Genomic DNA, 11,472 nt, shown 5'->3' with positions numbered 1-11,472 from the left:
TCCCCGCTCCCGCCGCCACGCGCTACGCTCGGGGCGCATGCGCCTCCTCAGCCTGGGGATCACCGGCCGGACCACCCTCCTCCTGCTCCTGGTGGCGGCCGCGGTCTCGGTCGTCGCCGGCGCCGCGCTGCGCCGCGAGGAGGAGCAGGCCGAGCGCGCGCTCCTCGAGGCCCGGGCCGGGGCCATCGCCGAGGCGCTGGAGCGATCGCTGACGGAGGCCATGACCGAGCACCGGCCGGACAGCATGGCCGCCATCCTCGGGGCCATGGGCCGCGCCGGCGGGGTGGCCGGGGTGTCGCTCGCGGACGTCCAGGGCCGGGTGCGCCTGCGGGCGGGCGAGGGGCCGGAGCGGCTCGAGCTCGCCCCGTCGCTGCGCTGGACCGACGCGCGGCTCGTCGTCACGCGGCCGGTGGCGAACGCGGCGTCCTGCCGCGGCTGCCACGGCGAGCGGGCGGTGAACGGGGCGCTGCAGGTCTCGCTGGACGTGAGCGGCCTCGGGCCGCGCCTGGCCGCCTCCACCGTGCGCATGGCGGCGCTGGTGGGCCTGGCGCTCGCCGCGGTGTCGCTGGCGGTGGTGCTGGTGCTCCGCTCCACCCTGGTCGCGCCGCTCCGCCACCTCTCCGGCTTCGCCGAGGCGCTCGGCCGGGGCGACCTGGCGGCGCGGCCGCCGGACGCGCCCGGCGAGGCGGGCGCGCTGGCCGGCGCGCTGCGGCGCATGGCCGAGGAGGTGCAGCGCACGCACGCCGAGCTGGAGTCGCGGGTGCAGGAGCGCACCGCGAAGCTGGCCGAGGCGCTGGAGGAGGCCACCGCCGCGCGCGAGGCCCGCGCCGCCGACCTGCAGCGCCTCCAGGCGATCCTCGACTCGATGGTGGACGGCGTCATCTTCATCGACGCCGAGGACCGGGTGGCCCTGGTGAACCAGGCCGGGCGCGCGCTCCGCAACCTCACCGGCGGGCCGGGGCGGCCGATCAAGGACTGCCACCCGAAGGCCAGCCACGGCATGCTGGATCGCGTGCTCGGCTACCTGCGCCGCGGCGACGACGCCGGCCCGGCCCACTCGATCATCAAGGAGCGCGAGGGCCGCTTCGAGACGACCTACGCGCCGGTGGCGGGCGCGGACGGGCGCTACCTCGGCACGGTCATGGTGATCCGCGACATCACCGAGCGGCGCACGCTGGAGCGGCGGCTGCTCGACGCCGAGCGGCTCTCCGGCCTGGGCCAGATGTCCGCCCAGGTCGCGCACGAGCTGCGCAACCCCCTGAACGCCATCGCCGGCGCCGCCCAGTACCTGCGCCGTCGCTTCGACGGGGACGCGGAGGTGGCCGAGTACTCCGAGCTCATCGGCGACGAGGTCCAGCGCGTGAACCGCTTCATCTCGGAGCTGCTGGAGATCTCGCGCCCTGCCGAACCGCGCTTCGCGGCGGTGTCGGTGAACCGCCTGCTGCGCGAGGCCGCGCAGAAGGCGGCGCTGGCCCGGGGCCGCCCGGCGGACGCGGTGCGGCTGGAGCTGGCGCCCGACCTGCCGGTGCTGGACGTGGACGCCCCCATGGTCACCGACGCGCTCGTGAACCTGCTCGCGAACGCGTTCGACGCGGGCGGCGACGAGCCGCCCACGCTGGCGAGCCGCTTCGAGGCGTCGGGCGGCGAGGGGACGATCGTGGTGGAGGTGAAGGACCGCGGCGTCGGGATCCCGCCGGACCAGCTCGACGAGGTGCTGCGGCCGTTCGTGACCACCAAGGCGACCGGCACCGGCCTCGGCCTGGTGGTGGTCACGCGGGCGGTGGAGCAGCACCGGGCGCGGTTCGCGCTGCGCCCGCGGGAGGGCGGCGGGACGGTGGCGGCGATCCGCTTCCCGGTGCGGCGGATCGTGACGGCGGAGGTGCCGGCGTGAGCGCGGGCGGCGAGGGGCTGGTGCTGGTGGTGGACGATGACCCGGGGACGCGGAAGGTCGCGCGCGCGAACCTGACGCTGGAGGGGTTCGAGGTCCTGGTCGCCTCGTCGGGCGCGGAGGCGCTGGCGCGCCTGGCCGAGTCCGACCCGCTCGCCATGGTGTCGGACCTGAAGATGCCGGACCTGGACGGCATCGCGCTCATGGAGCGGGTGCACGCGCTGCGCCCGTCGCTCCCGGTGGTGCTGGTCACCGCCCACGCCACGGTCGAGACGGCCGTGGAGGCGATGCGCAAGGGCGCGCTCCACTACCTGACGAAGCCGCTCCGCTTCGACGAGCTGGCGCTGGTGCTGCGCCACGCGGTGGCGCACGAGCGGGCCAGGCGCGACGTCCTGCGCCTGCGCGGCGAGCTGGAGCGGGCCGCCGGGTTCGAGGAGATCGTGGGCACCGCGCCGGCGATGCGCGAGGTGTTCGGGATGGTGGAGCAGGTGGCGCCGGCGGACGCGACCGTGCTGCTCCGGGGCGAGACCGGCACCGGCAAGGAGCTGGTGGCGCGCGCCATCCACCGGCGCTCCCCGCGGCGCGACCGGCCGTTCGTGGCGGTGAACTGCACCGCCATCCCGAAGGACCTGATGGAGAGCGAGTTCTTCGGCCACGAGAAGGGCGCGTTCACCGGTGCGGTGGCCCGGCGGGTGGGGCGCTTCGAGCAGGCCGACGGGTCCACGCTGTTCCTCGACGAGGTGGGCGACCTCGACCTCGCCATCCAGGCGAAGCTGCTGCGCGTGCTGCAGGAGCAGGAGATCACCCGCGTCGGCGCGCGCGATCCCCTCAAGGTGGACGTCCGCATCGTGGCCGCCACCAACCGCGACCTGGAGGCGCTGGTGCACGAGGGGCGCTTCCGCGACGACCTGTTCTACCGGCTGAACGTGATCCCGCTGCGCCTCCCGCCGCTGCGCGAGCGGCCGCAGGACCTGCCCGCGCTGCTCGAGCACTTCCTCCGGTCCTTCGCGCAGCGCTACGGCCGCACCTCGCCGGTGCCGCCGCCCGACCTGCTCGCCGCGGCCCGCGCGTACCCGTGGCCGGGCAACGTGCGCGAGCTGCGCAACCTCTGCGAGCGCGCGGTGCTGATGGGCTGGGCGGCGGTCGCGCCCATCTTCGGAGCCGGGGCCGGGGTGACGCCGCGCCCGGACGCGGGCGCCGGCGTCCCGGTGGACACCTCGCTCCCGCTGCTCGAGGCGAGGCAGCGCCTGGTGGAGCGCTTCGAGCGCGAGTACCTCACCCGCCTGCTCAAGGAGCGGCGCGGGCGCATCGGCGAGGTGGCCCGCGCGGCCGGCATCGCCGAGCGGAACCTGTACGAGAAGATGAAGGCGTACGGGCTGAGCCGGGACGACTACCGGTAGCGGGCCCTCCGCTGGCGCGCGGCGTGCACCGACGCCCCGCGCCACCATGCGATGCCCGATCTCCGAGCCGAGCCCCGTGCGCGCGGCGGACGGCTGCGCGATCCGCGGGCAGCCGCGCCCGGAACCCGGGCAGCGGCCCGGGCACGGCCGGCTCGCCACGGCCCGCGTGGACGGGGCCAGCGCGCTCGTGGCCTGCGTCGCGGCGAGCCCGCTCCAGCTCCTCTCCCCGGTGCCGCGCGGCCGCGCCGCCTGGGTGGTGATGGCGAGCCACGGCGGCGGGCTGGTGGCCGGGGACGACGTCGCCCTGGAGGTGGACGTGGGCGCGGGCAGCGCCGCGCTCCTGTCGACCCAGGCCGGCACCAAGGTGTACCGCTCGCCGCGCGGCGCGCCGGCCTCGCAGCGCCTCGACGCGCGCGTCGGACCGGGCGGCCTGCTCGCGGCGGTCCCGCACCCGGTGAGCTGCTTCGCCGGCGCGCGCCTCCTCCAGGCACAGCGGTTCACGCTCGCGCCGGACGCGAGCCTGGTCTGGCTGGACGCGCTGACCGCGGGCCGCGCCGCGCGCGGGGAGCGCTGGGCGTTCGCCGAGGTGCGCTCGCGCGTCGAGATCTCGGCCGGCGGGCGGCTCCTGCTCGCGGACGGGCTGCGGCTCGTGGCGGGCGAGGGGCCGCCGCTCGGGGCGCGCCTCGCCGACGTCGAGCTGCTCGCCACCGCGGTGCTGCTCGGCCCGGCGGCGGCCGGCGCCGCCGCCGCGCTGCGGGCGGAGCTGGAGCGCGCGCCCGCGGCGCCGGGCGCGGAGGTGCTCGCCGCGGCGAGCCCGCTCGCCGGCGGGCTGCTCCTCCGGGTCGCGGCCCGCTCCGTCGAGGCCGGCCTCTCCTTCCTGCGCGCGCGGCTCGCGTTCCTCGACGCCGTCGCCGGCGCCGATCCCTTCGCCCGTACCCCCTGATCGCCGGAGATCCCGTGCACCTCACCCCGCGAGAGCTCGACAAGCTCACCCTCCACCAGGCCGGCGTGCTCGCCCAGAAGCGGCTCGCGCGCGGGCTGCGGCTCAACCACCCCGAGGCGGTGGCGCTCATCGCGACCCAGCTCCTCGAGCTCGCGCGCGATGGCCGGACGGTCGCCGAGCTGATGGACCTCGGCCGCCGGCTGCTGGGGCGCCGCCAGGTGCTGCCCGGCGTCCCCGCGCTCGTCCCCGAGGTGCAGGTGGAGGGCACGTTCCCGGACGGCACCAAGCTCGTCACGGTGCACCACCCCATCGCCGCCGAGCACGGCGACCTGGCGCTCGCGCTGTACGGCTCGTTCCTGCCGGTGCCGCCCCGCGCGGCGTTCGCGGCGCCCCCCGGGGCCGAGCCGGAGGAGGCCGAGCCCGGCGAGCTCCTGCCCGCGCCCGGCGCCCTCGAGCTGAACGCCGGCCGCGAGGCCATCCCGCTGCGCGTCACCAACTTCGCCGACCGGCCGGTGCAGGTCGGATCGCACTACCACTTCGCCGAGGCCAACCGGCTGCTCCGCTTCGATCGCGGGCGCGCGTACGGGCGGCGCCTCGACCTGCCGGCGGGCATGGCCGTGCGCTTCGAGCCGGGCGAGGCGCGCACCGTCCAGCTCGTCGAGATCGCGGGGGAGCGCGTGGTCGCCGGCGGCAACGGGCTCGCGCCCGGGCCCGTGACGGAGGAGGGGCGGCGGCGGGCGGTGGACGAGGCGCGGCGGCGCGGGTTCGCCCACGAGGAGGAGCGCTGATGTCCCGGACCCTCGACCGCCGGCAGTACGCGCAGATCTACGGCCCCACCACCGGGGACCGGCTCCGCCTCGGGGACACGGCGCTGGTGCTGGAGGTGGAGCGCGACCTCACCACCTACGGCGACGAGTGCGTGTTCGGCGGCGGCAAGGTGCTGCGAGACGGCATGGGACAGGCCGCGGGCGCGCCGCCCGCGCAGGTGCTCGACCTCGTGATCACGAACGCGCTGGTGGTGGACCACGCCGGCATCTTCAAGGCCGACGTGGGCGTGCGCGCCGGGCGCATCGCCGCGCTCGGCAAGGCGGGGAACCCGGGCGTCATGGCGGGCGTGACCCCCGGGATGATCGTGGGCCCCGGCACCGAGGTGATCGCCGGGGAGGGGCTGATCCTCACCGCGGGCGGCATCGACACGCACATCCACTTCGTCTCGCCGCAGCAGGCGGCCGAGGCCATCGCCAGCGGCGTCACCACCCTGCTCGGCGGCGGCACCGGCCCGGCCACCGGGACGAACGCCACCACCTGCACCCCGGGCGCGTGGAACGTGGCGCGCATGCTCCAGGCCACCGACGCGCTGCCGGTGAACGTGGGCCTGCTCGGCAAGGGGAACGCCTCCTCGCCGGAGGGGCTGGCCGAGCAGCTCCGCGCCGGCGCGGCCGGGCTGAAGCTCCACGAGGACTGGGGCACCACGCCGGCCGCCATCGACGCCTGCCTGCGCGTGGCCGAGGCCCACGACGTCCAGGTGGCCATCCACACCGACACGCTCAACGAGTCGGGCTGCGCCGAGGACTCGATCGCCGCGTTCGCCGGCCGCACCATCCACACCTTCCACACCGAGGGTGCGGGCGGCGGGCACGCCCCGGACATCATCCGCGTGTGCGGCGAGCCGAACGTCCTGCCCTCCTCCACCAACCCGACGCGCCCGTTCACGGTGAACACGCTGGACGAGCACCTCGACATGCTGGTGGTCTGCCACCACCTCGACCCCTCGCTGCCGGAGGACCTGGCGTTCGCGGAGAGCCGCATCCGCGGCGAGACCATCGCCGCCGAGGACGTGCTGCACGACCTCGGCGCCATCTCGATGATGAGCTCGGACTCGCAGGCCATGGGCCGCGTCGGAGAGGTGGTCACCCGCACCTGGCAGACCGCCGACAAGATGCGGCGGCAGCGGGGCCGGCTCCCGGGCGAGCGCGGCGACCACGACAACCTGCGGATCCGGCGGTACGTCGCGAAGTACACGGTGAACCCCGCCGTCGCGCACGGCCTGGCCGACGAGGTCGGCTCGGTCGAGCCCGGCAAGCTCGCCGACCTCGTGCTCTGGCGGCCGGCGTTCTTCGGCGCGAAGCCGGAGCTGGTGCTGAAGGGCGGCCTGATCGCCTGGGCGCAGATGGGCGACGCGAACGCCTCGATCCCCACGCCGCAGCCGGTGCTGGCGCGCCCCATGTTCGGCGCGCTGGGCCGGGCGCTGGGCGCGACCTGCGTCGCGTTCGTCGCGGGCGCCGCGCTCGAGGACGGCGCCGTGCAGGGCTACGGCCTCTCGAAGCGCCTGGTCGCGGTGCGGGGGTGCCGCGGGCTGGGCAAGCGGGACATGCGGCTCAACGACGCCCTGCCGCGGATGGAGGTCGATCCCGAGACCTACGAGGTCCGCGCCGACGGCGAGCTGCTGCGCTGCGAGCCCGCCGCCCGCCTCCCGCTCGCGCAGCGCTACTTCCTGTTCTGATGACGCCCTGGCTCACGCTCCAGCTCGCCGACTCGGCCCTGCCCGCCGGCGGCTTCGCCCACTCCGGCGGGCTGGAGGCCGCCGTGCAGCTCGGCCGCTGCCGCGGCGCGGCGGGGCTGGCCGCGTTCGTCGAGGAGGCGCTCTGGCACGCCGGCGCGCTGGCCCTGCCGTTCGTCGCCGCCGCGGCCCGCGCCCCGGACCGGCTCGCGGCGCTCGACGCGCGCTGCGACGCCGCCACGCCGGGCGCGGTGGCCAACCGGGCCAGCCGCGCCCAGGGGCGGGCGCTCCTCCGGGCGGCGCGCGGGCTCCACCCCGCCGCCGCCGCGCTCGAGGACCAGCTCCGGCGCGACGGGCTGGCGGGCCACCTCGCGCCGGCCTGGGGCGCCCTGCTCGGACGGCTCGGGGCCGCGGAGGACGAGGCCTGCCGGCTCCACCTGTTCGTCGCCGCCCGGGGCATCGTCTCGGCCGGCGTGCGCCTGGGCCTGGCCGGGCCCCTCGAGGCGCAGGCGCTGCTGGTCCGCGCCGGCGCCGCGGCCGACGCGGTCCTCGCCGCCTGCGCGGCGCGGGCGCCGGAGGACGCCGCCGCCGCGTCGCCGCTGCTCGAGCTCCTGCAGTCCCACCAGGACCGCCTCTACTCGAGGCTCTTCCAGAGCTGACCGCCATGCACACCGCTCCCCTCTCCCTCCACTCCGGCCACGGCCCGGGCGACGGCCCCGGCGCGTTCGGCGACCGCGAGGCGCCGCGCGCCCGCGGCGACCTGCACCGGCGGGCGTTCACCGTGGGCGTGGGCGGCCCCGTCGGCAGCGGCAAGACCGCGCTGGTGCTGGCGCTGTGCCGGCTGCTGCGCGACGCCCACTCGCTGGCGGTGGTCACGAACGACATCTTCACGCGCGAGGACGCCGAGTTCCTGGTGCGCCACCAGGCGCTCCCGGCGGACCGCATCCGGGCGGTGGAGACGGGCGGCTGCCCGCACGCGGCCATCCGCGAGGACGTCACCGCGAACCTGCTCGCGCTGGAGGCGCTGACGCAGGCGCACCACCCGGAGCTGCTCTTCTGCGAGTCCGGGGGCGACAACCTCGCCGCGCACTTCAGCCGCGAGCTGGCGGACTTCACGGTGTACGTCATCGACGTGGCGGGCGGGGACAAGGTGCCGCGCAAGGGCGGGCCGGGGATCACGCAGGCCGACCTGCTCGTCGTCAACAAGACCGACCTCGCGCCGGCGGTCGGCGCGGATCTCGGGGTGATGGCCCGCGACGCGGCGCGCATGCGCGGCGACGGGCCGGTGGTGTTCGCGCAGGTGACGCGCGGCGCCGGCGTGCCGGAGATCGCCGCGCACGTGCTGCACGCGCTGCGGCACGCGCTCGGCGAGCCGCACTAGCGCCGGCGGCGCGCCCCGGCGCCCGGGGTGCCGAAAGCTCGCATTCACGCTTCGTGCATGCGCCGGCGCCGGCCGCGGCCATTTCCCCGAGCGAGTCCGGGCGCCTCTGCCCGCCCGCGCAAACTTCGCGGGGCGGTGGGTGAAATCACCCACCGTATTGCGCACTTCGAGAAATTGACACCCACATGGATTGCGCCCCTAGCATGCGCGCTCATTGCATCGGATTGGCGCGCGGGGACGGGGAATCCTCGCGGCCATGGAGGGGGCATGCGCCTCGGTCGCGCAGGGGGACTCGCCGCGCTCGTGCTGCTCGGAGGCTGCCTCGAGGCGCCGGAGCTCACGCACGCGCCGGCCGACGCCTGGTTCAGCGTGGGCGTGGTGAACTCGGGCGGCAGCATCCCGCAGTCCTCGAGCTCGGTGAAGATCGCGTTCCTGTCGGGCAAGCCCGGCGCCAGCACGGTGGCCGCGCGCCGCGTCGCCTCCCCGCCCACCGTGGACGGCGACGCCTCGGACTGGGCCGGCCTCCCGGAGAGCGAGATCCCGCTCGTCTCGCCCGGCGCCATCATGGGCATGACCGAGGCGCAGTGGACCGAGGAGTACACCGGCTACTTCGTCTCGCGCGGCGTGTGCGTGGCGGGCGAGCCGTGCACCCGCGTGCCGCGCTACGACTACGGCATCGATCGCATCCGCGTGCGCGTCGCCTACGACGACCGCCACGTCTGGTTCCTGTTCCGCTGGAGCGATCCGACCGAGAGCCGCGCCTGGCGCCCCTGGGTGTGGTCCGCCGGCGCGTGGGCGCAGGACGCCACGCTCGACGAGGACAAGCTCTTCCTCTCGTTCGACGCCGCGAACTTCAAGCCGCACGACGCGGTGGGCTGCGCGGCCGGCTGCCACGTGAAGGAGAACCTGGGCGTCTTCACCGATCCGGTCCGGTCGCAGCGCTTCAGCATGCACACGAACGGCGCGGGCCAGCTCGTGGACGGCTGGACCTGGCGCGCGGCGCGCACCGGCCCGCTCGGCCTCGCCGACGACCAGTTCTGGAACGAGACCCGCATCTACGGCGACTGCCCCGACCCGCCGGCCTGCGCGCAGGCCTGCCTCGCCGGCCGCACGCCGCCGTGCAGCGTGTCGCTCACGCAGACCAACTCCGACGGGCTCACGCCGGCCTCGCCGAAGTGGATGGGCGAGGGCGGGCTCGCCTCCAACCCGGCGACGCTGTTCGTGAGCGGCGGCGCGCCGCTGGCCGTGCCCATCGACACGCTCACCCTGCCCGCCGAGGGCACCCGCATCCCGGCGGTGGCGCTGCAGCCTCCCGGGCTCCACCGCGACGACGTGATCGCGGCGGCCCGGTGGGCCGATGGCACGTGGACGGTGGAGCTGCGCCGCACGCTCGTCACCGACGATCCCAACGACGCGCAGTTCCCGCCCCGGCCATGAGCCGCACGTCCCCGCTCGCGCTCGCGTTCGCGCTCGCCTCGGTGCTCGCCGCCTGCGCGCCCGATCCGCGCGTGGGCGAGCGGCTGCCGGGCGGCGGCGCCGTCCCCGGGACGTTCTCGTCGATCGCCGAGAACGTGCTGGTGCCGCGCTGCGCCACCACCGCCTGCCACTCCGGCAACCCGCCGCCGACCGCGCCCACCTCCCTCGACCGCGAGCTCGCCTACGGGCAGCTCGTCGACGTCGCGTCGATGCAGGCGCCCGCGCTCATGCTGGTCGAGCCCGGCGCGCCCGAGCGCAGCTACCTCGTCCTGAAGCTCCGCGGCACCGCCGGCGACGCCGGCGGCGTGCCCACCCCCATGCCCACCGGCGACACCCTGCTCGACGAGGCCGAGATCCAGGCCATCGAGGCGTGGATCGCCGTCGGAGCGCCCAATGACTGACCTCCTCGCCCGCCCTCGCGCCCTCCGCCTCGCCGCCCGCCTCTCGCTCGCGGCCTGCCTCCTCGCGGCCGCCGCGGCCGCCCGCGCCGGCGACGGCGTCATCGTCTCCGGCTCCGCCTACGTGGACTTCTGGGGCATCCCGGACCGCAGCGTGGGCCGCGGCGCGCCGCAGGGGCTCACGCTCGACGCCTCGCTGAAGGTCGGGGTGGACATCCACGACGACCTCTCGTTCACGGCGAAGGCGTGCGCGAGCTGCCACGGGTTCGAGATGGAGCACGTGGCGCTCGAGTACACGCCGAAGACCTGGTTCAACGTCCAGGCCGGCCGGATCCTGGTGCCGTTCGGCGAGTACTCGCAGCGCGCCGATCCCTCCGGCCACAAGCCGGCCTCGGCCCCGCTCATCTACGACATGGGGCGCATGGCCTACGGCGCCCGCACCGTCATGAACCTGGGCATCGTCCCCATGCCCTACAGCGACACCGGCGCGCTCGCCTACGGCGTGGCGTGGCTGGGGGAGCGCCTGCAGGTCTGGTACGGGCTGTACGGCGTGGCGGGCCTCAAGGGCTCGAACGACGTCGACTGGATGGCGCTCCGCACCAGCTCCTACTCCGACAACAACCGCGAGCTGGCGGGAGGGGCGCGGCTCGCGCTGACCTACTCCGCCGACGCGAACGCGTTCATCGGCGACGCCACGCTGGGCGGCTCCTTCACCGGAGGGCGCTACGACAAGGACGCGAAGCTGAAGTACCTGATGTGGGGGGTGGACGCGTCGTTCCGGCTCGGCCCGTTCACCGCCCGCGGCGAGTACGCCGCGCGCCGCACCGACCTCGATCCCGACGCGACCGGCTACCGCTACGGCCTGGTGGACGACTGGTTCGAGAAGGAGGGCTGGTACGGGGAGCTGGAGCACCCGCTGGGCCGGTACCTCGCCGCCGTCTACCGCTTCGACGAGCTGCGCCGCAAGGGCGCGCCGCTGCCGGGCGCCTCCGCCGAGCTCTCGATCGACAGCCGCATCCAGCGCTACACGGGCGGCCTGGTCGTCACGCCGGCGCAGGGCGTGTTCGTGAAGCTCTCCTACGAGTACTGGGACACGACCGACTTCGAGGACTTCCACTCGTACCACGTCGGGATGGGAGGTGCGTTCTGATGCCCGCGCTCCCGCTCGCCGCCGCGCTCGCCGCGCTGATCGCCGCGGCGGAGCCCCCGCAGGCCCCGCCGGATCCGCGCGACGGCGGCCCCGATCGCATCGACGTCACGCAGTACCCGCAGGACCAGCAGCGCAAGTACCAGGTGTTCTCGGTGAAGTGCGCCAAGTGCCACCCGCTGGCGCGCTCGGTGAACGCCCGGTTCAGCCCCACCGAGTGGAAGCGCTACATGAAGCGGATGCTGCGCCGGCCCAACTCCGCCATCAACGAGGAGCAGGCCCAGCTCATCTACGACTTCCTGAAGTTCCACGCCGTGCAGCAGGGCTACGGGAGCTAGC

Annotated in this window: 11 protein-coding genes; all 11 read left to right on the top strand. The window is 75.8% G+C overall.

Annotated elements, in window-relative coordinates:
- Positions 1–37 precede the first annotated feature (37 nt).
- The 11 genes from ANAEK_RS04885 to ANAEK_RS04835 all read left to right on the top strand — a co-directional run bounded on the left by ANAEK_RS04885 (position 38) and on the right by ANAEK_RS04835 (position 11,471).
- Positions 38–1,891, top strand: coding sequence for an ATP-binding protein (locus tag ANAEK_RS04885; RefSeq protein WP_012525041.1), 1,854 nt, complete (start codon positions 38–40; stop codon positions 1,889–1,891).
- Positions 1,888–3,288 (top strand): sigma-54 dependent transcriptional regulator, encoded by a 1,401-nt coding sequence (locus ANAEK_RS04880; RefSeq protein ID WP_012525040.1) that lies wholly within the window; start codon positions 1,888–1,890, stop codon positions 3,286–3,288. Before ANAEK_RS04885 ends, ANAEK_RS04880 begins: the two co-directional genes overlap by 4 nt.
- A gap of 46 nt (positions 3,289–3,334) precedes the next feature.
- Positions 3,335–4,231 carry an urease accessory protein UreD gene (locus ANAEK_RS04875; RefSeq protein ID WP_012525039.1) on the top strand — a complete coding sequence of 299 codons (897 nt, stop codon included), beginning with the start codon at positions 3,335–3,337 and terminating at the stop codon, positions 4,229–4,231.
- Between the two features lie 14 nt (positions 4,232–4,245).
- On the top strand, positions 4,246–5,019 hold the full coding sequence (locus tag ANAEK_RS04870) for an urease subunit gamma (protein ID WP_012525038.1): 774 nt from the start codon (positions 4,246–4,248) through the stop codon (positions 5,017–5,019).
- On the top strand, positions 5,019–6,734 hold the full coding sequence (gene ureC / locus ANAEK_RS04865) for an urease subunit alpha (RefSeq protein ID WP_012525037.1): 1,716 nt from the start codon (positions 5,019–5,021) through the stop codon (positions 6,732–6,734). Before ANAEK_RS04870 ends, ureC begins: the two co-directional genes overlap by 1 nt.
- The gene (locus ANAEK_RS04860) at positions 6,734–7,390 is read left to right on the top strand and encodes an urease accessory protein UreF (RefSeq protein ID WP_012525036.1); all 657 of its coding nucleotides are present in this window, start codon (positions 6,734–6,736) and stop codon (positions 7,388–7,390) included. The genes ureC and ANAEK_RS04860 overlap by 1 nt, the downstream gene beginning before the upstream one ends.
- Before the next feature lie 5 nt (positions 7,391–7,395).
- Positions 7,396–8,112, top strand: coding sequence for an urease accessory protein UreG (gene ureG / locus ANAEK_RS04855; RefSeq protein ID WP_012525035.1), 717 nt, complete (start codon positions 7,396–7,398; stop codon positions 8,110–8,112).
- A 267-nt stretch (positions 8,113–8,379) separates the two neighbouring features.
- Positions 8,380–9,549, top strand: a complete 1,170-nt coding sequence (locus ANAEK_RS04850; protein WP_012525034.1) for an ethylbenzene dehydrogenase-related protein — start codon at positions 8,380–8,382, stop codon at positions 9,547–9,549.
- Positions 9,546–9,989, top strand: a complete 444-nt coding sequence (locus tag ANAEK_RS04845) for a hypothetical protein (protein WP_012525033.1) — start codon at positions 9,546–9,548, stop codon at positions 9,987–9,989. Before ANAEK_RS04850 ends, ANAEK_RS04845 begins: the two co-directional genes overlap by 4 nt.
- Positions 9,982–11,136, top strand: a complete 1,155-nt coding sequence (locus ANAEK_RS04840) for a hypothetical protein (RefSeq protein WP_012525032.1) — start codon at positions 9,982–9,984, stop codon at positions 11,134–11,136. The genes ANAEK_RS04845 and ANAEK_RS04840 overlap by 8 nt, the downstream gene beginning before the upstream one ends.
- A complete protein-coding gene (locus tag ANAEK_RS04835) occupies positions 11,136–11,471 on the top strand; it encodes a hypothetical protein (RefSeq protein WP_012525031.1) in 336 nt (111 codons plus the stop codon). Before ANAEK_RS04840 ends, ANAEK_RS04835 begins: the two co-directional genes overlap by 1 nt.
- Position 11,472 lies beyond the last annotated feature (1 nt).

The organism is Anaeromyxobacter sp. K (assembly GCF_000020805.1).
In the GTDB taxonomy this organism is placed as follows: Bacteria; Myxococcota; Myxococcia; order Myxococcales; family Anaeromyxobacteraceae; genus Anaeromyxobacter; species Anaeromyxobacter dehalogenans.
The sequence above is the reverse complement of the archived record's forward strand: the minus strand, read 5'-3'. Positions and strand labels throughout refer to the sequence as shown.